The sequence below is a fragment of the Bacillus sp. UNC125MFCrub1.1 genome (genome assembly GCF_000701305.1).
GTDB classification, from domain to species: domain Bacteria; phylum Bacillota; class Bacilli; order Bacillales; family Bacillaceae; genus Bacillus; species Bacillus altitudinis.
Genome location: NZ_JNIG01000009.1, coordinates 124,492 through 147,023, shown reverse-complemented (window position 1 = coordinate 147,023; position 22,532 = coordinate 124,492). Strand labels below are relative to the sequence as shown.

Sequence of the window (22,532 nt, the reverse complement as noted above, 5' to 3'; positions counted from 1 at the left end):
AAAACGCCAGAGCTCTCTGGCGTTTTTTCTCGTATTAATTTTGGCCGTAAGGTGTGTTTCGTCTCATGGTCCGATCTGAATTCGTCATGCCATTGGCATCTTCTTTAGTTGAAATATCTCCGCCTTGAGGAGAGTATTTCATTTGTTGAATCGTTTTTGTTAAAATTTGATCAAAATCACGTGAATTGGTTTGAAGACGTGAAAAATTGGCAATGGATTGAAAGTGCTCTGGGTTATCAGAGACGTACACATGATAATAACGAGGGAGAACAGAAACCGCTGTTTTTTTCACTTGATCGGCTGATTCATCTCGGTTTTTGTTGCCTGTTCGATACACAATGAGGGCATCCTCGTCTGTGACAAGTGTTGCTGCATCCTTTATATTTGGCAGCTGGATGGCTAAACTTGTAATCACGTGGGCAAGGTGCTCACGATTTAAAGCAGGGGTTCTTTCCTTCTGATCGGTTACTTGCTGGCGCTGATAACGAACATAGCCTGCTCGATTCGTATCTGCTTCTGGCATGTTGGAATTATTTCCTTCATGACGATCAGACAGGCGGATTGTCTTGCTGGAAGAATCTTCATCCACTTGCCGGTTCATGCCTGATTGAAAGCCGCACCCGCCTAAAAGCATGCATAGGAGAATAGTGGCTGTCAGTTGTTTTATCATAAATGTGACCTCCTTTTTTCTTTAGCTTCGGCTAAATCGGAAAAAACATGCTTTAGCAATTGATGGAGTTGTTCCAATGAATTATCATTAAAGGTGGATCGTTTAAAAAGAGGTGAGAAGATGATCGTCATTCAGAATGCTACCTTTGATCTTGTCAGAGAAATCAAAGACGGCTTTGATGAGGAAGCGTTTAAAGCAAGGTACTCAGATATTTTAAATAAGTATGATTATATTGTGGGGGATTGGGGCTACAACCAGCTAAGGCTGAAGGGGTTCTTTGATGACCAAAACCAAAAGGCCACATTCGATACAAAAATCAGTACACTCGATGAATACATTTATGAATACTGTAATTTTGGCTGTGCCTATTTTGTCTTAAAGCGGATTAGAAAATAACGCAAAGGGGAGCGTCATGATGTATTTCGTAGACAGAAAGAAGATTGAAGAGACATTACGTTTTTTTGAGGAGCAATATGATTTGATGCGCAGTCATCAAACATGGTCAAGCCCTTTAGAAAAAAAAGCGCTGGAACGAATTGTTCATTTGCTCGTCGAATGTATTCTTGATACAGGAAATGATATGATTGACGGCTTTATCATGCGGGACCCAGGAAGCTATGACGACATCATGGATATTCTTGTGGACGAAAAGGTTGTACCAACAGAAGAAGGCACTCACCTGAAAAAACTGGTCTCGTGCCGTAAAACACTTGTTCAGCAATACCAAGAAGTGGTTCATCACGATTTGTTGCAGGTCATCAGTGAGGTAGAACAGGCGCTGCAAGTCTTCCCGAATCGAATTCGCACTTACTTGGAGCAGGAGCTTGGACCAGTATCAGCGTTTAAATAAACCATTGGAGTTGTAAGCAGCATGAAATACAAAGGCTATTTAATTGATTTAGACGGGACGATGTATAAAGGAACAGAAAAGATTGAAGAGGCGGGGCAATTTGTTCACAAGTTAAATGAGTTGAACATCCCTTATTTGTTTGTCACGAATAACTCTTCACGCACACCGAAGCAAGTAGCAGAGAAACTGGTTTCATTCGATATTCCAGCAACGGAAGAGCAAGTCTTTACAACAAGTATGGCGACGGCAAACTATATCGCAGAACAAAAGAAAGATGCCTCGGTGTATGTGATCGGAGAAGAAGGCATTCAGCAGGCCATCGAAGAAAAAGGCTTGTCGTTTGGTCAAGAAGACGCTGATTTCGTTGTCGTTGGAATAGACCGCGGTATTACATATGAAAAACTAGCGGTAGGAGCCATTGCGATCCGTCAAGGTGCACAATTTGTTTCAACAAATGGAGATATTGCCATTCCGACAGAAAGAGGGCTGTTACCTGGAAATGGATCGTTAACATCTGTGCTGACGGTTACAACAACAGTGCAGCCAACATTTATCGGAAAGCCAGAGTCTATCATTATGGAACAGGCCATGCGGGTGCTCGGGACAGATGTGTCAGAGACGCTCATGGTGGGCGATAACTATGATACCGATATTATGGCAGGGATGAATGCAGGGATGGATACACTGCTTGTCCATACAGGCGTCACGACAAAAGAGCTGCTTCAGAAATATGACAAACAGCCAACCTATGTCATTGATTCATTATCTGAGTGGATTGAACGATTATCTTAATGAAAAGAGGACAAGCGTGAGACGCACGTCCTCTTTTGTGTTTTATTCTGCATTTCTCGCACTATGTGCCAGTCTGCTTGATGCTGCCGCAGCAATAGCACCGACAATGTCATCTAAAAAGGTGTGGCATTCGCCTGAGGATTTATCGTTGAGTTTCCCAAGAATCCCTGGTTTTTCTTTATCGATATATCCGTAATTCGTAAAGCCGATGGAGCCATAAATATTAACGATGGCAAAGGATAAAATTTCATCCACACCATATAGACTTTCATCTGTTTCAAGAATAGATTGCAGCGGTTCTGTCAGCTTTTTTTGCTCAGCGAGAACATCTAGTTCAACGCCTGTTAAGATGGCATTTTGGACTTCACGTTTTGCGATGACACGTTCCACATTGTGGATGCACTCTGTCATGTCTAAGCCAGGATGATATTTTTCCTGTAAAAAGAAGACAAGGTCTGCTATATCTTGAATGGTTACGCCTCGTTCTTGTAAACGGCGTCTTGCTGTTTTTTCTACTTCGTTCATCTCATGATGATGCGGCATGTTCCTCACCCAATCCTCGTAATTTGTCCACAACGTGTGAAAAAGCTTCGGATAGTAAATAGTATTCATAAATCCCTCAACCTGCGACTACGATATGATAAGAGACTGATTTTATGAACGCAGGTGAAATCATGAAAGAAACCATTTATCACACATTTGGTATTGATGTGCGTCAATTTATGCCATATGGCAGTTATCAGAGCTTTCAAACGGCGAAAGCTCTCTTCATCATTGTTCCCGTGTCTCATTTGCGAGAAGAAGAACTCACAGAGCTTTATCATATCAGTCAGTATTTACTGAATGACGGTGACCCATACGTTGCCGTGTTTGAATTAACAAACGAAGAGAAACCGACTTTTACCCATGGAAAAGAACTGTACGCTCTATTAAAGGCAGCACCGCGGGTTACAAGCCGCTCATTTCAGCACGCATCAGAGCTGGCGGCCTTTCATGTCAGGGGGAGAGGGTTTCCATATGAGGTGTCTGAAACAAAACGTGTCGGAGCTTGGAAGGAATTATGGGCAAAACGGTTAGACCAGCTGGAAGGCTTTTGGATGCAGCAAATGCATCAAAAACCACTTGAACGATTTGAAAAGAAATTCATTGAATCCTTTCCGTATTATCTCGGATTAACGGAAAATGCCATTCAATATTTAGTGGATACAGAGCTTGATGATGAACCGAAAGAATGTGATTCAGGTACTGTTTGTCATCAGCGCTTTTCACGTATGACCTGGCCACATGAGCAGCCGCTTCGTTTACCTGTTGACTGGGTATTTGACCATCCAACAAGAGATATCGCAGAATATTTAAGAGAAACCTTTGTCCAGCATAAGGAGGATTTAATTGAAGAGGGATTTTCCTTTTTGCAGCAATATGAGCAGGTTACGCCTCTTTCATCATTTTCAAAGCGTCTGCTGTACAGCCGTCTTCTGTTTCCGCTTCATTATTTTGAAATTGTCGAAGGTTATTATATGTCAGGAGAAAATGAAAAATCTTATTATGAAGAACGATTAGATTACGTTTTAAATGATGCGAACCGCTACGAATATTTTCTCAAGGTGTTTCAAGAATTGAGTGCTATGCGCAGCGGTGGGCATCTCATTCCTCCTGTTGGATGGATTCATCAATCCGCTGATTTGAAGTTTCAGTGAACAGACGAAACGTCTCTTTTCTCTTGAGGCGTTTTTCGTTATGCTTAAAGAAATCTACCAAAGGAGTGTTCTTCTTGACGAAACCTTATGTCTATATCACAAGAAAGCTTGATGAAACAACACTTACACCATTAAAAGAAGTCGCTCATATTGATATGTGGACGAGCGAGGATGAGCCGTGTCCAAGAGAAGAGTTAGAAAAACAAGCGGCTCAAGCAGATGGGCTGCTCACGATGCTGTCAGATCAAGTAGATGAGGAACTTTTATCAAATGCTCCAAATCTAAAAGTGGTCGCGAATCTCGCGGTCGGCTATGACAATATTGATCTAAAGGCAGCTAAAAAGCACGGGATCACGGTATGTCATACACCGGACGTCTTAACAGAATCGACGGCTGATTTAGCCTTTGCGCTTTTGATGGCGTCAGCAAGACGAATTGTCGAAGCGAGTGATTGGATTAAGGATGGGAACTGGACAGGCTGGGGGCCGCTTCTTCTAGCCGGTGCGGATGTTCATCATAAAACGTTAGGGATTGTCGGAATGGGCAGTATTGGAACTGCACTGGCCAAGCGGGCAAAAGGTTTTGATATGAATGTGCTTTATCATAATCGTTCAAGAAAGCCAGAAGCAGAAGCACAGCTAGGTGTGACCTATGCCGCATTTGATGAGCTGCTTACGCAGTCTGATTTCATCGTTTGTTTGACGCCTTTAACGCCTGAAACGAAAGAAATGTTTAATAAGAAAGCATTTGAGCAGATGAAGAACACAGCTTACTTCATCAACGTTTCCAGAGGGCAGACGGTAGACGAAGATGCTTTATATGATGCTGTCACGACAGGAAAAATTGCAGGAGCAGGTCTGGATGTATTTAGCAAGGAACCAGTCAGCCCAGATCACCCATTAACGACATTACCAAATGTAACAGTGCTTCCTCATATCGGAAGTGCAAGTGTTGAAACGAGAAAAAACATGATGCATTTATGTGCTGAAAATATTGCGCTTGTCCTGCAAGATCAGCAAGCCAAAACGCCAGTTCAGGCGTAATCTCAAGCTTCCCGGCTTCGGGAGCTTTTCTCACAAAAATATTTTGAAAATATAGAATCTTGATATAAATAGCTGTTAAGCGGTTTCATTCTCATATTCTCTTATTTTATTACCTTGTCAAAATGAGGATACCCCTTTATAATGTGTGTACATTGAATGTCTGTGTTAGGTTAACAAATGTCTTTTTAGAGAGGACATTTACGGAGAAAGGTGGAATTTCAGGTGAAGGCAATTCGAGTTGGACTACTAGGATTAGGAACAGTGGGGAGCGGTGTCGTTAAGATTATTCAAGATCATCAGGATAAATTAATGCACCAGATCGGCTGTCCGGTATTAATACAAAAAGTGCTTGTGAGCAATCCCGATAAAAAAAGAGATGTGGATGTGGCAAGAGAGGTCTTCACAACTGAAGTATACGATGTGATTCGAGATCCAGAGGTCGACGTCATTATTGAAGTGATGGGCGGCATTGAAGAGACAAAACAATATTTAATAGATGCACTAAATGAGAAGAAGCATGTCATTACAGCTAATAAGGATTTAATGGCGCTATATGGCACAGAGCTTTTACATGTAGCAAAAGAAAACGGCTGTGACCTTTACTATGAAGCGAGTGTCGCAGGTGGGATTCCGATTTTGCGTACACTAGAGGAAGGTTTAGCCTCTGACCGCATCACAAAAATGATGGGAATCGTGAACGGGACAACGAACTTTATTTTAACAAAAATGAATGTCGATAAAAGTGCGTATGAAGATGTATTAAAAGAAGCGCAGGATCTTGGCTTTGCAGAAGCAGATCCGACGGCGGATGTAGAAGGACTAGATGCGGCAAGAAAGATGGCCATCCTGGCAAGACTCGGCTTTTCCATGAATGTAGACTTAGAGGATGTGAAAGTGAAAGGCATCTCGGACATCTCGGATGAGGACATTAATTTCAGTAAACGTTTTGGCTATACAATGAAGCTGATTGGAATTGCCCAAAGGGACGGAGAGAAAGTGGAGGTCAGCGTACAGCCAACTTTACTTCCTGATCATCACCCGTTATCTTCCGTCAACAATGAATTTAATGCTGTCTATGTTTACGGAAGTGCTGTCGGAGAAACGATGTTTTACGGACCTGGAGCAGGCAGCCTGCCAACGGCAACTGCTGTTGTCTCTGATTTAGTCGCTGTTATGAAAAACATGCGTCTTGGTGTGAATGGCAGTGGATTTATTGCACCGCAATTTGAGAAGAAAATCAAATCATCATCCGAAGTATTTGCACAGCAATTTTTAAGAATACATGTGAGAGATCAAGTCGGAGCTTTCTCCCGCATTACATCGATTTTTTCTGAAAGAGGCATCAGCTTTGAAAAGATCCTTCAGCTTCCTGTCAAAGGGCATGATGAGCTGGCTGAAATTGTGATTATTACACATCAAACATCAGAAGAAGATTTCTCAAATATCCTGCAAACATTAAACGATCTCGACGTGGTGGTTCAAGTGAAGAGCACGTATCGAGTAGAAGGGAACGGTTTAAGCTGATGAAGTGGAATGGACTCATTGAAGAATTTCAAGAATTCTTACCAGTAAACGAACAAACACCTAAACTAACATTAAATGAAGGAAACACACCGCTGATTCATCTCGCAAAGCTATCTGAAAAGCTAGGGATTGAGCTTCACGTGAAAACAGAAGGCGTCAACCCTACAGGTTCTTTTAAGGATCGCGGGATGGTCATGGCCGTCGCAAAAGCAAAAGAAGAAGGCAATGATACGATCATGTGTGCATCGACAGGGAATACGTCTGCAGCAGCGGCAGCTTATGCGGCGCGCGCTGATATGAAATGTATTGTCATCATTCCAGATGGAAAAATTGCCTTCGGTAAGCTGGCGCAGGCTGTCATGTACGGAGCAGAGATCATTGCCATTGACGGCAACTTTGATGATGCACTTAAAATTGTCCGCAGCATCTGTGAAAAAGCACCGATCGCACTTGTTAACTCCGTCAATCCATACCGAATTGAAGGACAAAAAACAGCGGCATTTGAAATCTGTGAGCAGCTAGGCTCCGCACCGGACGTACTGGCGATTCCTGTTGGAAATGCGGGGAATATTACAGCGTACTGGAAAGGCTTCAAAGAATATCATGAGAAAAAAGGCACTGGACTGCCAGTCATGCGTGGTTTTGAAGCAGAAGGAGCTGCAGCCATCGTTCGAAATGAAGTCATTGAGCAGCCAGAAACAGTCGCAACAGCCATTCGCATCGGAAACCCTGCAAGCTGGAAACAAGCTGTAGCAGCGGCAGATGAATCGAACGGGAAAATTGATGAAGTGACAGATGAAGAAATTCTTCATGCCTATCAATTGATCGCACGTGAAGAAGGGGTGTTTGCAGAGCCAGGCTCTTGTGCATCAATTGCAGGTGTACTCAAACAAGTGAAATCTGGAGAAATTAAGCCAGGCAGTAAAGTCGTCGCTGTACTGACAGGAAACGGATTAAAAGATCCGAATACGGCGATTGATATTTCACACATCAAACCGGTCACGCTGGATGCAGATGAAGATCAAATTCTGGAACATTTAGAAAAGGCCGCACGCGTATGAGTAACGCCTCCATGCTTTTTTCAATCACAGTACCGGGAAGCACTGCCAACTTAGGACCAGGCTTTGACTCAGTCGGAATGGCGCTCAGCCGCTATTTAAAGCTATCGGTCTATGACCATGATAGCTGGCTGTTTGAAGCAGAAACAGATGTCGTGTCTGGTATTCCATCAGGCACCGATAACCTGATCTATCAAACAGCTAAAAAGGTCGCAGATGACTTTGGAAAAACACTCCCGCCTGTTCATGTCAAAGTGTGGAGTGATATTCCATTAGCAAGGGGGCTTGGCAGCAGCGCTGCTGCTATTGTCGCCGCTATTGAGCTCGCCAATCAGTTGCTTAAATTAAAGATGACCGATGATCAGAAGCTCTTTTTTGCAAGTGAGGTAGAAGGTCATCCAGATAATGCGGGTGCCTCTTTATTCGGTGGTTTACTCATCGGTCTTCATGAAGAAGACAAGACACATGCCGTTAAAGTACAGCATGTGGATGTAGATGTCGTCGTCGTGATTCCTTTTTATGAAGTGCTCACAAAGGATGCCCGTGATGTCCTGCCAGAGGATTTTTCCTATAAACAGGCCGTGAGCGCGAGTGCAGTGAGTAACGTCCTGGTCGCCGCCTTAATGACGCAGAACTGGCCGCTTGTAGGGGAAATGATGAATAAAGATTTATTTCATCAGCCATACCGCACGATGCTTGTCCCAGAGCTATCAAAGGTGGAGCACGTTGCTTCATTAAAAGGCGCGTATGGAACAGCATTAAGCGGTGCTGGGCCGACCATTTTGACCTTAGTGGAAAAAGGGAAGGGAGAAGCGTTGAAAGAACAGCTTGCCCAAAATTTCCCGCATTGTGAAGTAGATGTGCTGACGGTGCCGGTAGAAGGGGTCATCGTCGAGCATCATTCTGTGAATCAAATGAAGAACGTGCTATAAATGAGCACGTTCTTTTTTTATCCTTGTTTTTCACAACAAAAGCAGGGATTATTATTTAGAGAAGCGAACTATTTTTGGTACATAAAAGGGGGGAGATCTATTGATGAAGAAATTGATAACAGCAGAGGATTTAACGCAAATCGTGTCTGTTTCTCATCCAGTCTATTCACCAGATGGAAAAAAGGCTGTTTTTACAAAAGTATCGGTGAATGAAAAAAAGGATGATTACAATATTCATTTATGGGTTCGAGATGAAGGGACAGGGGAGCTGTCACAATGGACATTCGATGATGGAAAGCATCATCAGCCAGTGTGGTCAAATGACGGGAAGCAGCTTGCGTTTATTTTGCAGAAGCCAAAGGAAGTCCCTCAGCTCGCACTCATTCAGAGCGATGGCGGCGGCATTCGTACTTTAACGAATATTCCTTACGGCGTATCTCATCCTGTATTTTCACCGGATGGAGCGTTCATTTATGCATCGGTCTCATTAAAACAAGAAGAATCTGTTCATGATGAAAAAAAGGAAGAGTGCGATGACTTTGCTCCGGCCGTATATGATGATTTGACTTATAAAGCAGATGGCAGAGGCTTTTTAGACGGGCGTCTGACGCAAATTGTACAAATCGATGTCTGCTCAGGGGAGGTAGAGACGGTTACGAGTGAGCAGCATCATCATGTGAATCATGTCGTCTCTCCTTGCGGGAAGTGGCTCGCCTATATTCAATCCAACCCGCAGACGTTTTACATAAGTGATATCTGTCTCCTGTCATTAGAGGACGGTACATCCAAGAAAATCACCCAATCAACAGGCGCTTACTCGACCGTATCATTTTCTCCAAATGGAGAAAGCCTGTTGTACATTGGACACGAGCGTGAATTTCAGAATGCAACCTTCCCATCATTGTGGCTGTATGATCTGAAGGAGAAAAAGACCGTTCAACTGTCAGAAATGCTCGATATGTATGTTGGTAACTGTATGGCAGGGGATAGTGTCATAGGTGAAGCCAATCAGCTTCCGCAATGGACGAAGGATAGTCAGGGGTTTTATGCGCTTGTTTCTGATCAAGGGAGTACCGGGATTTATTATTTCTCTATTGAAGGCTTAGCCTATCCCGTTCGTTTAGAGGCAGAACATGTGACGAATTTCAGTCTTCATCCAGATGAATCAAAAATGCTGATCAGCCGTCTTTCACCTGTCTCGCCTAGTGAGCTGTATGAGCTGACTTTAGGGGAATCCTCACTCAAGCAAATCACGTTTGAGCATGATGACTTTCTAAAGGAACATGTCATATCCGAACCTGAACCAATTTCTTTCCAGTCAAAAGATGGAGACATTGTACGTGGCTGGTTGATGAAGCCTGCTCAGATGGAAGAGGGGAAGACATATCCACTAATCTTAGAAATTCATGGCGGACCGCATGCGATGTACGGTCATACGTATTTTCATGAATTTCAAATGCTCGCCGCTGAAGGGTATGCGATTGTGTACATCAATCCTCATGGCAGTCATGGGTACGGACAGATGTTTACGGATCGGGTAAGAGGCAGCTATGGTGACGTTGATTATGAGGATGTCATGCTGGCTGTTGATCATGTGCTCGAAGCCTATGACTTTATTGATGAAACAAGGCTTGGCGTAACGGGCGGCAGCTATGGCGGTTTTATGACCAATTGGATTGTCGGACAGACCGACCGTTTCCGTGCAGCTGTTACACAGCGTTCCATCTCAAATTGGATTAGCTTTTATGGCATCAGTGATATCGGCTATTTCTTTACAAAATGGCAGATTGATGGGGATATTTATGACTCTGTTGATAAGCTATGGGATCGTTCGCCGCTAAAGTATGTAAAACAGGTGAACACACCGCTTCTCATCCTGCACAGTGATGAAGACTACCGCTGTCCAGTCGATCAAGGAGAACAGCTTTTTGTGGCATTGAAGGAACTTGGAAAAGACACGAGATTAGTCAAGTTTCCTAAGGCCTCTCATGATTTATCGAGAAGTGGCCACCCTGGGCAGCGTATTCAAAGACTGACCTTTATTCAAGAATGGTTTAGAGAGAAGTTATCCTAATCAAAAAACGGCCCTGATTGGGTCGTTTCAGCGTGTAGACAAACCCTCGCATTCGGTGTCAGTCCTGCGTTCCGGTGCTCACGAATGTCAAATTCGCTCTGCGCCAGTACTCGTCCTTCCTAGACTGCAAAGGTTTTCTATCACACTGAAAAGAAGACAAAGGGCTAAAATTAGCCCTTTGTCAACAATTAAAAAACGACCCAGTAAGGGTCGTTTTCATGTCATATATGAATTAGAAAACCTGTTCAACTTCTACAACGCCAGGTACTTCTTCTAATAATGCGCGCTCAATACCGGCTTTCAATGTAATGGTTGAACTTGGGCAGCTGCCGCATGCACCAAGAAGGCGTAATTTCACAATGCCATCTTCAATGTCTACAAGCTCACAGTCTCCACCATCACGTAATAGAAATGGACGAAGTTTGTCCAGTACTTCCTGTACTTGGTCTTTCATTTCGACTTCAGTCATTAGATATAATCGCTCCTTTCACAACATATCACCATTATATTCATCTGGACGATAAAAATCTATTGATTGGTTTCAAAGTTTCCTTCTCATTATAGCACAATCTCATCTTGAAACAAAAAGTGATTTTGACTTTTTTCATACAGAAAATTCAGCTAAAATAAAGAAAGAATAGGGGGCTTGTCAAATGAACAAAACCGTTGATCTTTATGTATATGGAAGAGATGTCCTGTGCGCTAGTTGCGTGAATCTGCCTTCTTCAAAAGATACATTTGAGTGGCTAGATGCAGCATTAAAACGAAAATATCCAAATCAGCCGTTTCGCATCACATATATCGATATTGAGCACCCGCCTGAAAACGAACGCCAAAAAGAATTGTCTGAACGAATTCTTGATGATGAATTCTTTTATCCGCTTGTCCTTGTTGAGGATCAAATTGTTGGAGAGGGCAATCCGAAATTAAAAGATATTTATCAAGAAATGGAGAAATACGGGTACCGAGAGAGCAGTGAATGAGCTGTTCTTTTTTCAGGAAAATAAACAGAACAAACGTTCCTTTTTAGGTTGATTTAGAACGTTTGTTTGGTTATAATGAGATGAAAGGAGCGTGAGCATCATGAATTATTTACTAAAACAATCTCTTCATCAACAAATACCGATTGATATGATTTATATGAAGAAAAATGGAGAGTGTTCGAAACGAAAAATCATTGTACATCGTCAAACTGAACAGTTCATACAAGCGTATTGTTTATCGAAGAAGACGATCAGAACGTTTCGTAAAGACTGCATCCTTGCGCTTGCTCCTATCAAAGTGAACCATCCATCGGTACATGCCGTTTCATAATAAAAGCTCCTTCATTAGAAGGAGCTTTGAGAAAAAATTCATATCATTTTATCCATTGTGATGCTTGTACATCCAAAGAAGTCCAGATTTTAAGAGTCTTGGAACACGACCAACAAGTGGACGATCCGCCACTAAACCAAAGCCGGCTTTTTTCCCTAAAGAGCCGAGTACGCCTTTTAACTTAAACTGCGGGTAAGCCTCAGGAAGCGGCTCGTTCTTCCAGCGTTTCTGTAGAGATTGCACAATTTGCTCTGCCTGTGCCTCGGCAAGCTGTGCACTTGGTGCATGAGGCAAGCTTGCGCAGTCACCTACGACATAGACATGCTCATCTCCAGGGAGATTGTGATGAGGAGTTAAGACGACACGGCCTTGTGCATCTTTTTCAACATCCATATCTCGCACGACTTTACTTGGCTGAATTCCTGCTGTCCACACGATGACATCTGCTTCAATGGCATCGTCATGGTTGTACACAACTCCTTCTTCAACCTTCGTAATATTGGCGCAGTTAATGATCTTTACATCGTTTTCTTCAAACCATTTTTGTACATATAAACTTAATCTTTTTGGGAAACTGGAAAGAATCAGTTCTCCGCGGTCAAAAAGAATGATGTTTAAATCAGAACGGCTTTCACGCAGTTCACTGGCCAGCTCTACCCCGCTAAGTCCAGCACCGACGATACCAACCGTTGCACCTGCACTCAAATTGTTTAATTTGTTATACGCAAGCCTTGACTGATCAATGGTTTGAATGCTGTATGTATGTTCTTTCGCCCCAGGGACATTGTGATACTTGTCCTCACAGCCGAGTCCGATTACCGTATCATCATATGGAATCGGTTCACGGTCGCTAAATAAGATCTGTTTGTTTTCAATATCAATTTTTTCTACTTCCCCGTATTGAATATCCAGCTTCGGATGCTCTGGAAAAGATACTCGAATGTGATGATCAGAGATCGTTCCAGCAGCAAGTGCATAATATTCTGTTTTTAAACAGTGGTAAGGATTTCGATCAATTAATGTGATAGTAACATCATCAGGTAATTGATTTGGCAATAAGCGGTGGAGAACCCGCATATTCCCGTAACCTCCGCCGATCAAGACTAAATTTTTCATGACGATTCTCCTTTTCCCCCTAGACATTGAAAAACACTTATACTAAAAAACTTTAAGTTAAAATACCAAATAAAATTATATCGAATTTACTGTGAAACCACAATAATTGTTTCAAAATAACCTACATATTCATTACTTAGTCCTAAATAGTAAAACATTTTACGGGGAATAGGCGTAACGATTTATTGAAGCTCATGTTTTGACTAATAGAAGGAATTTCGGTAGGATAGTAAGGCAAATGTGAGGTGAAGCACAGTGTTTCCACTGATCGAATTTTGTGTAAGTAATCTTGCACAAGGGTCTCAAGAAGCAAAAGAGAAGCTAGAAAAAGACCCAAACTTAGATGTAATGGAATACGGCTGTTTAAGCTACTGCGGCAAATGTATGGACTCCCCATTTGCTCTTGTGAATGGAGAATTTGTTTCTGGAGAAAATGCAGAGCAGCTAGTCGAGCGTATTTATGCTTTTATAGAGGAAAACGACATGTTTTAAATGCACCACATGGGTCATGAGGTGCATTTTTTTCATATATTAAGTTTCCATTTTTCAGGAAAAAATGTAGAAAGCGCATCCAATATGTTATGCTAATAAAATATCATCAAAATGAAGCATCACACGAGAGAAAAAGAGGTATATGCATAATAAAAGCCCTTTGCCATGGCAGCAAAGAGCTTCTATGTATGAAAAACGGGGGATGATAAGATTGTCTCCTGAATCGACTCCTTTTATACTATAAAGAAACAACATTTTTGGAGGACGCTCATGACATCATTTCAATTCACGAAAATGCACGGACTAGGAAACAATTATATATACGTCAATCAGATGAAGGAACAGCTTCCAGAAGAGCAGCTGTCAGAGATAGCGATCCGCGTTTCTTCTGTTTATACAGGTATCGGTTCAGACGGAATGATCCTCATTTGCCCATCAGATGTTGCGCCTGTGAAGATGCGCATTTTCAACAATGATGGATCAGAGGGGAAAAACTGCGGTAACGGTCTGCGTTGCGTGGCAAAATATGTGTATGAGCATCAAATCGTAACAGACACAACGTTCCAGATTGAGACATTGTCAGGACTCGTTGAGGCGACCGTTCATGTGCAGGATGGTCACGTTCAGTTAGTGACAGTTGATATGGGTAAACCTCGTTTTGAAAAAGAAGCGATGCCAATGCTTGGTGAACCGGCCAGTACAACGATCAATGAACCGCTTGATTTTGGCACGACGACCTTAAATGGAACAGCTGTTTCAATGGGGAATCCCCATATCGTTTTCTATTTAGAAGACATTGAACAGGCGCCGCTTGATTCAGTTGGGCCAATTATTGAAAAGCATGACATGTTTCCAGAAGGCGTCAATGTAGAATTTGTGGAACGTGTCAGTGAAACGGAACTGCATTTTCGCGTGTGGGAAAGAGGATCAGGGATTACGCAAGCGTGCGGAACAGGAGCATGTGCTGCGGCTGTATCAACGATTGTGAATGGACATGCGAAAAAAGAAACGGATATGACCGTTCATCTAGCTGGCGGAGACCTCATCATTCGCTGGAAAGACAATGACCATGTGCTGATGACAGGACCTGCTGAAACAATTTGTGACGGCACATTCTATCTCTAAACCATTTATTTGAGAAAAGGCAACATCACGTTTATAATTGAAAAGAAACATCCAGTCAAAAGGAGGGATGATCGTGAGTACACCAGTAACGATTACAGAAGCTGCTGCATTGCAGATTAAAGATATGATGAAAGAACATGAAGAAGAAAATGCGTTCCTGCGAGTTGGCGTAAAAGGTGGCGGCTGCAGCGGTCTTTCATACGGGATGGGCTTTGACCATGAAGTCTCAGAGAAAGACACGCAGTTCGAACAGCACGGCATCAAGGTTCTTGTCGACTCCGAAAGCCTTGACATCATGACCGGAACCATCATTGATTTCAAACAATCACTAATGGGCGGCGGTTTCACGATTGACAATCCGAACGCGATTGCGTCATGCGGATGCGGTTCTTCGTTCAGAACAGCCACGAATACCGGTACGCCGGAAGAGTGTTAACAACTGATCATGGATAATAATAAGCCTCCTTGTTCGTTTGTTTTTGTAAACAACACGATCGAGGAGGCTTTTTGTTTTGAAGAGAAAAGATGACCAAAAAAAGATACTCATTCAGCGTCTCTTTCTCAAATGGCTTCTTCTATTTTCAATAGTTCTTTATCCAAGACATCCACCAACTCTTGGGTGCTAAACATATAGATCACCACTTCTTTATTGCCATCTTCCACATGGACTTCAATTTCAATTTTAATCTTTGCTGGTTTTTCATGGTATACCACTTCAAAGATGCCCATTCTTTTTGTATCATTGTTTTTATTCATTTTTTGAACGTTGGTGAGTATCTGTTTGATTTCTTGATCACTCAAACCAGCATCTAAAACCGAAGTGGATACACGCTTTAAAAAAGGTTCTAGCTGATCAACATCCATATTCGATCCGGCAGCGAATTGAGCATAATGTTTGTTATAATCTTTTGCGAACACTTCTACTGAGCCGCCAATCATCAGTAACAAGCTTAAACTAATCATGAAACTCTTTATCATCTTTTCACCTATCTTTCATGACGATCTTCTACTTCCTATATCGGCTGAACCAATCAAACCTTCATTGATTCCATTCCTTCTTAAACAATTTGTAAATCGCTCAATTTTGTTACAGCTTGTCCTCACAACTGGCTATTTCCACTCGAAAAGAGTATCATGAGAACCAAACATAAACTGTCATCAGAAAAGAGGTTGCTGAGGTTTGAGTGAACAAATCAATTGCAGGAACTGTCATGAACTGATTCCGTATCGTTCAAAAACATGTCCATCTTGCGGGATAGACAAGCCGCTTCCGAAAAAGGAACGTGTGAAGGATCGGGTGATTTTGGTTGTGGCAGGAATTGTTGTGGTGCTACTTGCTGCAATGGTACTTGGAATGGCGAATGCCTATATTGGGATTTTTAAATAAACAAAAAAGGAGTTCCGCAGATGGAACTCCTTTTTTTGATCCGTTCTTATTTATTTTCAAATAAGCTTGTGGAATGAAGCGGCTGTACACGGGCTTTCGGGTCCATGTAAGCTTTCGCGTTGTTCACAGCAGTTGGTGCTTCACCAAATCCGCTTGCGATTAATTTGACTTTTCCTTCATACGTACAGATGTCTCCTGCCGCATAGAAGCCTTCGATGTTTGTTTCCATCGTGGATTTGACCACGATAGAGTTCTTTTCGATTTCAAGGCCCCATTGTTTGATTGGTCCAAGGGAGGAAACAAAACCGAAGTTGACGATCACGTCGTCCACATCTAGTACTTGTTTTTTATCGCCTTTCACTTCTTCAAGCACAATTTGTTCAATGCGGTCTTCCCCAATGAGCTCAGTTGGCACAAACGGTGTCAGTACATTGACTTTCGAGTTGTGCAAGTTTTCTACACTATGCTCATGTGCACGGAATTTATCACGACGGTGAATAATCGATACTTCTTTTGCGATTGGCTCAAGCATCAGTGCCCAGTCGACCGCAGAGTCTCCGCCGCCAAGAACAGCAACACGTCTGCCAGCGAATTGGTTCAAGTCATTGATGAAGTAATGCAGGTTGCTTCCTTCAAATGATTCTGCAGTATCTAGCTCAAGCTTTCTCGGTTGGAATGCACCGTTACCAGCTGTAATGATGATCGTTTTTGAATAATGAACTTCTTGATTCGTAACGAGTTTGAAGATACCGTCTGCTTGTTTTTCAACCGTTTCCACAGCTTGCTCTAAGCAAATGGTTTGATCAAATTTATCCATTTGTTCCTTTAGATTATCAATTAATTCTTGTGCGCGGATTTTTGGGAAACCAGCCACATCATAAATGTATTTTTCAGGGTAAAGAGCGGATAGTTGACCGCCGAGCTGAGGAAGGCTTTCAATGATTTTCACACTTGCCTGTCTCATGCCTCCGTAAAACGCAGTAAACAATCCGACTGGGCCGCCCCCGATAACGGTAATGTCATATACCTTAGAATCTTCTTGCATTCCTTAATCCTCCCAAATGAAAATTGTTATCACTATATCATATCATACCACATATCGTCGTTTGACTTGTTTTGAAAAACTTGTCGTTTTTTGATGCCGATGCTGTGAAAAGGGGAAAAAAGAGAGAAAGACCGTTTATCCTAAGGATTTTCAGTTTAAAGCCTTGAAAAAAGGAGCAGAACTCGCTATTATTGTTAAGGGAACTAAATATTAATTTTTTATGAATTTTTGTCGGATACGGTCAAATGCTTTCGTTTTTTGTAGGTGAAAGTTCAGATTTTCACATACTTATTTTTTTGTTTAAATTTCATAAAATGCCGCAAAGCGGTTGAGAATAACGATATGTAATTCTTTATCCGTTTTACAGCAAATTTAAAAAAGGTGGATGTGATTCCAGTGAATAAACCGAAAATCGTTGTATTAGGTGCAGGTTATGGCGGATTAATGACTGTAACAAGATTAACAAAACAGCTTGGCACAAATGATGCGGACATTACTCTTGTGAACAAGCATAATTATCATTACGAAACAACATGGTTACATGAAGCAAGTGCAGGTACTCTTCATCATGACCGTTGTCGTTATCAAATCAAAGATGTGATTAACAGTTCCCGTGTCAACTTTGTACAAGCAACAGTTGAAAGCATTAATAAGGAAGAGAAGAAAGTTGTGACATCAGATGGCGAACTTTCTTATGACTACCTTGTTGTTGCGCTTGGTGCTGTTCCTGAAACATTTGGTATTGCAGGACTGAAAGAATATGCATTCTCAATCTCTAACATCAACTCTGCTCGTCAGCTTCGTGAGCATATTGAGCTTCAATTTGCGACTTATAATACAGATGCTGAAAAGCGCCCAGAGCGTCTGACAATCGTTGTCGGCGGTGCAGGCTTCACAGGTATTGAGTTCCTTGGTGAGCTTGGAAACCGTGTACCTGAGCTTTGCAAAGAGTATGATATTGATCAAAAAGACGTGCGTATTATCTGTGTAGAAGCTGCACCAACAGCTCTTCCAGGATTCGATCCTGAATTGATCGACTATGCGATGAACTACCTTCAAGGTAAAGGTGTTGAGTTCAAAATCGGTACAGCGATCAAAGAATGTACGCCTGAAGGCATCATTGTTGGAAAAGACGATGATACAGAAGAAATCAAAGCAGAAACAGTTGTTTGGGCTGCTGGTGTACGTGGTAACCCAATCGTTGAAGAAGCTGGATTTGAAAACATGCGCGGCCGCGTAAAAGTGTCTCCAGATCTTCGTGTACCAGAAAATGAAGATGTATTCATCATCGGTGACTGCTCATTAATCATCAATGAAGAAATTAATCGTCCATACCCACCTACTGCACAAATTGCGATGCAGCAAGGTGAAACAGTAGCGAAAAACCTTGCAGCACTAGTAAAAGGTGGCACGCTTGAAAGCTTTAAGCCAGACATCAAAGGAACAGTTGCTTCTCTTGGTGAACACGACGCTGTAGGTGTTGCGTTTGGTAAAAAACTTCAAGGAACAAAAGCTTCTGCAATGAAAAAAATCATCGACAACCGTTCATTATTCATGGTTGGCGGACCAGGACTTGTTCTGAAAAAAGGAAAATTCAAGTTCTTCTAAACCGATATAGACAAAAACGTGTATCCCTGTGGTACACGTTTTTTCATGTTTGACGGAATATTTTCTCACTTGGTACTGGACAGAAAAATATGTTATGATAAATTATCAGAAAATTTAGATTAAGGGGTGAGCAATATGAATGCACAAACGAAAGAAAAAAAGTCAACTTGTCAGTATTGTTCAGGAAAAGGATACTTTCAGTTATTGCTCGGCGGATCAGAAACATGTGAGGAATGTAAAGGGACAGGAAAGAAGCATTAATCTTACGGCTTTTTCCATTGATTGACTTCATCTCTATTTCCAAGTTAAACTAATGATGGGATATTTGGGGGTGGAGATGAAGTGATCAGTTTACCAGTCGTTATCATTTCAGTTATTTTATTTTTCGTGTTATTCTTCGGCATTGGCTTTTTGCTGAATATGCTGCTGAGAATGTCATGGATTATGGCAATTTTATATCCAATTGTATGCCTTTTCATTATCAATAATCAAAAGATGATCGCTTATGTAAGAGAACCAGGCATTGCTTTTTCCGGGATAGGAGACCGCATCGTTTCTCTTGCTGCGGCAGATATCATCATTTTATTAAGTGGTCTAATTGGTGCCATTGCCTCAGGTTTTGTCATCAATGCCCTTCGTAAAAGAGGCTATCAAATGTTTTAACTCACTTGTCTACACGCAAGTGGGTTTTTTTGTTTCTCCTTTGCATAGTTTCCATTTTGTTTGGAAACAAATAGATGGGTAGAGGAGTGACAAATAGAAATGAAAACATGGATGAAACGATTGTTCATGACAGGTCTGTTTATGCTTGCCTTGATGACAAGCTTTACGGGCATATCTGGCGTAGAACCAAGTGATCTCGCTGCATGGGTGAAAGAGACCGATGCCGGTAAGCACGTATCTTCTTTTTTAAAGCATCCAAAAAGGCAGACGATGGCGGTGAAAAGTGATGATTTGCGTGCTGTTTCTCTCGAAGAAGCATTTAATTGGAACGATTATCCGAAGCAAAAGGTTGTCGCCACAGGTTATACAGCAGGAGTAGAATCAACAGGTAAGACGAAAGAACATCATGCATATGGCATTACATATTCAGGCGTCAAAGTAAAACGTGATTTATATTCAACCGTGGCAGCGGACCCATCTGTCTTTCCGATAGGAACTGTCCTGTTTATCCCCAATTATGGCTATGGTGTAGTCGCAGATACTGGGAAAGCGATTAAAGGTCATAAGCTTGATTTATATTATGAAACGGTTGATGATGTGTATAGAGAATGGGGTAAAAAAGTGCTGGACGTTTATGTGATTAAAAAGGGTGAAGGGACGCTGACAGAAAAAGACTTAAATCAGTTGAATGAAGCAGAATCGATGCAAGTGTTCCGGCAGCAGTTTCAAGCCAATAAAGAATAAAAAAGCTTTGGATCTCAAAAGGTCCAAAGCTTTTTCGTTTCTACATGAAGTAATAATCTAAGATGAGTGTGAGCAAGATTCCTGTTAAGCCGCCGAAGAAGACTTCAATCGGCTTATGCCCAAGAAGCTCTTTCAATTTCTTTTGCTTCTCTTTTTCTTCCGCATTTGGGAAGTTCTTTGCCTCGGCAACAAACCGGTTAAAATCTGTGACCAGTTTGTTCAGGACAGTTGCCTGTTCTCCTGCCTGTCTGCGAACACCTGTCGCATCAAACATTGTAATAATGGCAAAGATGGCGGAAATGGCAAAAATAGATGTTCCTAGCCCGTGCTCTAAAGCAACTGCTGTTGAGAGTGCTGTTACTGCTGCGGAGTGTGAACTTGGCATTCCGCCTGTGCTTGTAATGAGCGACCAATCTAGTCGTCTAGAAATGATAAATTGAATCGGTACTTTTACAAATTGTGCAAAAAAGATGGCTGCAAGGCTGGCAAGCAGCGGAAAATTCGTCAGTACGCTCATGAACAAGAAACATCCTCTCTTTAAGAAAAAATAACGTGCGAAATGATAAAGTATTTACCCTAGTAAGATAAAAAAATGATGGCAGTAAGAACTGTTGCCAAGTCCATGTTCATTATAACATTAAAGAAAGTAGATGTGGAACGAGGAGACCATGGACAGGCTGCTATGGATCGCTGCCGCTTTTTCATGATGCCCTTCCGCGTGCCAAAATATAAATGTTCTTCAAGGGAAGACAGGCTGGCAATGATCGTATCAGCACATAAATTTTGATATAATAGAAGTTCCAATGTGAAATATGGAGTTCATTGAAGGAGCGTGTGATAAATATGTTTTTCTCGACAAATGAGTTGCAACATAAAGATACACTGGCCATCGGACTTTTTCAAAAGAGCCAATTATCAGGAAAAGCAAAAGAAATGGATGAATTACATGGAGGAAGAATCACTGAATTACTAAAAGAAGGCGATATTTCGTCTAAGCGAAATCAGCTTTCGAAATTTTTCCCATCCCCTGAAACCGGCATTAAACGTATTTATTTTGTCGGGCTTGGGAAGGAGTCAGATTACACGTTTGAAGAGGCAAAGGAAGTGTTTGCGCATTTATTTAAAAAGCTTCATCAAGATAAAAAGCAAGCAGTTTCGGTTTTGCTTGATACATTTACAGGAAAGGATCTGCCTGTTCAAGATGCAGCCCATGCCCTTTCTGAAAGCTGCCTTTTAGCTACATATGAATTACAAGATTTTAAACATAAAACGAATGAACCGGATCGCTTTATCGAATTTGTTTATGCAACAACGGATCATGATGCTGCCGAAATTCAGGCAAGTCTGAAAGTGGGCGAAGTCTACGGACAATCGGTCAATTCGGCTCGTACACTTGTGAATATGCCGCCGAACATGCTCACGTCCTCTGATCTTGCATCCTATGCGGCAGAGCTTGCTTATAAATATGAATTCGAGATTGAAATTTTAGATAAAGAACAAATGGAAGAGCTCGGAATGGGCGCTATTCTAGCCGTTAATAGAGGCTCAACAGAACCACCGAAGCTGATTGTATTGAAATATCAAGGCAAGGGAGAATGGACAGACGTCATCGGTCTTGTCGGTAAAGGGATTACGTATGATACAGGCGGGTATTCCTTAAAGCCAAGAGCAAGTATGGTGGGGATGAAAACAGATATGGGCGGCTCAGCCTCTGTTTTAGGTGCAATGGAAATCATTGGTGAACTTCGTCCAGAGCAGAATGTCATTGCGGTCATCGCCTCAACAGATAATATGGTCTCAGCAGATGCGATGAAGCCAGATGACGTCATTGTCTCACTAAGCGGCAAAACAATCGAAGTGCTTAACACGGATGCAGAAGGCCGTCTTGTTTTAGCAGATGGTGTGACCTATGCGAAGCAGCATGGTGCCTCTGTGCTTGTGGATGTTGCGACATTAACAGGCGGTGTCATTGTGGCACTTGGGAATGAAACAACAGGCGTTATGACCAATAACGATGAACTGTATGCCCAGTTTAAAGAGGCATCAGAAGAATGTGGGGAAATGATTTGGCAGCTGCCAATCACCGAAAAAGATAAAAAACGAGTAAGAAACAGCAAAATGGCTGATCTGAATAACTCACCAGGTCGTGATGGTCATGCGATCATGGCAGGTGCATTCATTGGGGAATTCGCTGAAGACACCCCTTGGGTTCACTTAGATATTGCAGGAACAGCCACGACAGAAAAGCCTTCATGCTTTGGTCCAACAGGAGCAACAGGTGTGATGGTCAGATCATTAGCAACATTTGTGGAACGATTTGAACCGAAGAAATAACGACGGAAGCTCTGCCAACTGGCAGAGCTTTTTATGTAGGACATACGCCATTTGACGAAGTAAA

Annotated in this window: 26 protein-coding genes and 1 pseudogene; 20 read left to right on the top strand and 7 right to left on the bottom strand. The window is 42.0% G+C overall.

Annotated features, from left to right (window positions below; all coding sequences use genetic code 11):
* Positions 1-34: 34 nt before the first annotated feature.
* Positions 35-670, bottom strand: coding sequence for a YhcN/YlaJ family sporulation lipoprotein (locus N521_RS00965; RefSeq protein WP_035389304.1), 636 nt, complete (start codon positions 668-670; stop codon positions 35-37).
* Positions 671-790: 120 nt separating this feature from the next.
* Here N521_RS00965 and N521_RS00960 point away from each other — a divergent pair, with 120 nt between their 5' ends.
* The 3 genes from N521_RS00960 to N521_RS00950 are packed head-to-tail and all read left to right on the top strand — an operon-like array spanning position 791 to position 2,312.
* Positions 791-1,066 carry a YutD family protein gene (locus N521_RS00960; protein WP_008346837.1) on the top strand — a complete coding sequence of 92 codons (276 nt, stop codon included), beginning with the start codon at positions 791-793 and terminating at the stop codon, positions 1,064-1,066.
* Positions 1,067-1,085: 19 nt separating this feature from the next.
* Positions 1,086-1,520 (top strand): DUF86 domain-containing protein, encoded by a 435-nt coding sequence (locus tag N521_RS00955; protein WP_024719757.1) that lies wholly within the window; start codon positions 1,086-1,088, stop codon positions 1,518-1,520.
* Positions 1,521-1,541: 21 nt separating this feature from the next.
* A complete protein-coding gene (locus N521_RS00950; RefSeq protein ID WP_008346835.1) occupies positions 1,542-2,312 on the top strand; it encodes a TIGR01457 family HAD-type hydrolase in 771 nt (256 codons plus the stop codon).
* A 42-nt stretch (positions 2,313-2,354) separates the two neighbouring features.
* Here N521_RS00950 and N521_RS00945 read toward each other — a convergent pair whose 3' ends face one another.
* Positions 2,355-2,855, bottom strand: a complete 501-nt coding sequence (locus tag N521_RS00945) for a phosphatidylglycerophosphatase A family protein (RefSeq protein WP_024719755.1) — start codon at positions 2,853-2,855, stop codon at positions 2,355-2,357.
* A 113-nt stretch (positions 2,856-2,968) separates the two neighbouring features.
* Between N521_RS00945 and yutH the strand changes: the two genes are divergently transcribed.
* The 6 genes from yutH (at position 2,969) to N521_RS00915 (ending at position 10,640) form a co-directional block, all read left to right on the top strand.
* Complete coding sequence (gene yutH / locus N521_RS00940) at positions 2,969-4,009, top strand: spore coat putative kinase YutH (RefSeq protein WP_035389301.1); 1,041 nt, start codon at positions 2,969-2,971, stop codon at positions 4,007-4,009.
* A 74-nt stretch (positions 4,010-4,083) separates the two neighbouring features.
* Positions 4,084-5,052 carry a 2-hydroxyacid dehydrogenase gene (locus tag N521_RS00935; protein ID WP_035389298.1) on the top strand — a complete coding sequence of 323 codons (969 nt, stop codon included), beginning with the start codon at positions 4,084-4,086 and terminating at the stop codon, positions 5,050-5,052.
* Positions 5,053-5,274: 222 nt separating this feature from the next.
* Positions 5,275-6,576, top strand: a complete 1,302-nt coding sequence (locus N521_RS00930) for a homoserine dehydrogenase (protein WP_017358915.1) — start codon at positions 5,275-5,277, stop codon at positions 6,574-6,576.
* Positions 6,576-7,637, top strand: a complete 1,062-nt coding sequence (gene thrC / locus N521_RS00925) for a threonine synthase (RefSeq protein ID WP_008346825.1) — start codon at positions 6,576-6,578, stop codon at positions 7,635-7,637. Before N521_RS00930 ends, thrC begins: the two co-directional genes overlap by 1 nt.
* Positions 7,634-8,566 (top strand): homoserine kinase, encoded by a 933-nt coding sequence (gene thrB, locus N521_RS00920; RefSeq protein WP_035389295.1) that lies wholly within the window; start codon positions 7,634-7,636, stop codon positions 8,564-8,566. Before thrC ends, thrB begins: the two co-directional genes overlap by 4 nt.
* Positions 8,567-8,669: 103 nt before the next feature.
* A complete protein-coding gene (locus tag N521_RS00915) occupies positions 8,670-10,640 on the top strand; it encodes a S9 family peptidase (RefSeq protein WP_035390163.1) in 1,971 nt (656 codons plus the stop codon).
* 232 nt (positions 10,641-10,872) lie between these two features.
* On the opposite strand, the pseudogene N521_RS00910 reads toward N521_RS00915, so the two are convergent.
* A pseudogene (locus tag N521_RS00910) lies at positions 10,873-11,172 on the bottom strand (NifU family protein).
* 121 nt (positions 11,173-11,293) lie between these two features.
* Here N521_RS00910 and N521_RS00905 point away from each other — a divergent pair.
* Positions 11,294-11,623 (top strand): YuzD family protein, encoded by a 330-nt coding sequence (locus N521_RS00905; protein ID WP_017367980.1) that lies wholly within the window; start codon positions 11,294-11,296, stop codon positions 11,621-11,623.
* A 100-nt stretch (positions 11,624-11,723) separates the two neighbouring features.
* The gene (locus N521_RS00900) at positions 11,724-11,954 is read left to right on the top strand and encodes a WYL domain-containing protein (protein WP_017367979.1); all 231 of its coding nucleotides are present in this window, start codon (positions 11,724-11,726) and stop codon (positions 11,952-11,954) included.
* A 48-nt stretch (positions 11,955-12,002) separates the two neighbouring features.
* Here the strand turns inward: N521_RS00900 and N521_RS00895 are convergent, their stop codons facing one another.
* Complete coding sequence (locus tag N521_RS00895) at positions 12,003-13,070, bottom strand: NAD(P)/FAD-dependent oxidoreductase (RefSeq protein ID WP_017367978.1); 1,068 nt, start codon at positions 13,068-13,070, stop codon at positions 12,003-12,005.
* 255 nt (positions 13,071-13,325) lie between these two features.
* On the opposite strand from N521_RS00895, the gene N521_RS00890 reads away from it, so the two are divergent.
* The 3 genes from N521_RS00890 to erpA all read left to right on the top strand — a co-directional run bounded on the left by N521_RS00890 (position 13,326) and on the right by erpA (position 15,123).
* Positions 13,326-13,562, top strand: a complete 237-nt coding sequence (locus N521_RS00890) for a YuzB family protein (protein ID WP_008346813.1) — start codon at positions 13,326-13,328, stop codon at positions 13,560-13,562.
* A gap of 270 nt (positions 13,563-13,832) precedes the next feature.
* Positions 13,833-14,687: a diaminopimelate epimerase gene (dapF, locus tag N521_RS00885; protein WP_008346809.1), complete on the top strand. Its 855-nt coding sequence runs from the start codon at positions 13,833-13,835 to the stop codon at positions 14,685-14,687.
* Between the two features lie 73 nt (positions 14,688-14,760).
* Positions 14,761-15,123: an iron-sulfur cluster insertion protein ErpA gene (gene erpA / locus N521_RS00880; protein ID WP_008346807.1), complete on the top strand. Its 363-nt coding sequence runs from the start codon at positions 14,761-14,763 to the stop codon at positions 15,121-15,123.
* A 125-nt stretch (positions 15,124-15,248) separates the two neighbouring features.
* Here the strand turns inward: erpA and N521_RS00875 are convergent, their stop codons facing one another.
* Positions 15,249-15,665: a hypothetical protein gene (locus N521_RS00875; RefSeq protein WP_035389292.1), complete on the bottom strand. Its 417-nt coding sequence runs from the start codon at positions 15,663-15,665 to the stop codon at positions 15,249-15,251.
* Between the two features lie 202 nt (positions 15,666-15,867).
* Between N521_RS00875 and N521_RS00870 the strand changes: the two genes are divergently transcribed.
* On the top strand, positions 15,868-16,074 hold the full coding sequence (locus N521_RS00870; RefSeq protein WP_008346803.1) for a hypothetical protein: 207 nt from the start codon (positions 15,868-15,870) through the stop codon (positions 16,072-16,074).
* A gap of 46 nt (positions 16,075-16,120) precedes the next feature.
* Here the strand turns inward: N521_RS00870 and yumC are convergent, their stop codons facing one another.
* Positions 16,121-17,119: a ferredoxin--NADP reductase 2 gene (yumC, locus tag N521_RS00865; protein WP_035389290.1), complete on the bottom strand. Its 999-nt coding sequence runs from the start codon at positions 17,117-17,119 to the stop codon at positions 16,121-16,123.
* A gap of 390 nt (positions 17,120-17,509) precedes the next feature.
* On the opposite strand from yumC, the gene N521_RS00860 reads away from it, so the two are divergent.
* From N521_RS00860 to N521_RS00850, 4 genes are all read left to right on the top strand, one after another.
* Entirely contained in the window at positions 17,510-18,727 is a 1,218-nt protein-coding gene (locus N521_RS00860) for an NAD(P)/FAD-dependent oxidoreductase (protein ID WP_162149727.1), read from the top strand.
* Between the two features lie 135 nt (positions 18,728-18,862).
* Positions 18,863-18,988, top strand: a complete 126-nt coding sequence (locus tag N521_RS19600) for a YuiA family protein (protein ID WP_008346797.1) — start codon at positions 18,863-18,865, stop codon at positions 18,986-18,988.
* 81 nt (positions 18,989-19,069) lie between these two features.
* Complete coding sequence (locus tag N521_RS00855) at positions 19,070-19,390, top strand: YuiB family protein (protein WP_003212933.1); 321 nt, start codon at positions 19,070-19,072, stop codon at positions 19,388-19,390.
* A 99-nt stretch (positions 19,391-19,489) separates the two neighbouring features.
* Positions 19,490-20,134: a 3D domain-containing protein gene (locus N521_RS00850; RefSeq protein ID WP_017358926.1), complete on the top strand. Its 645-nt coding sequence runs from the start codon at positions 19,490-19,492 to the stop codon at positions 20,132-20,134.
* Between the two features lie 40 nt (positions 20,135-20,174).
* On the opposite strand, the gene N521_RS00845 is transcribed toward N521_RS00850, so the two are convergent.
* Entirely contained in the window at positions 20,175-20,651 is a 477-nt protein-coding gene (locus tag N521_RS00845) for a divergent PAP2 family protein (protein WP_008346791.1), read from the bottom strand.
* Positions 20,652-20,977: 326 nt separating this feature from the next.
* Here N521_RS00845 and N521_RS00840 point away from each other — a divergent pair, with 326 nt between their 5' ends.
* The gene (locus N521_RS00840) at positions 20,978-22,468 is read left to right on the top strand and encodes a leucyl aminopeptidase (protein ID WP_035389285.1); all 1,491 of its coding nucleotides are present in this window, start codon (positions 20,978-20,980) and stop codon (positions 22,466-22,468) included.
* The last annotated feature ends 64 nt before the right edge of the window (positions 22,469-22,532 follow it).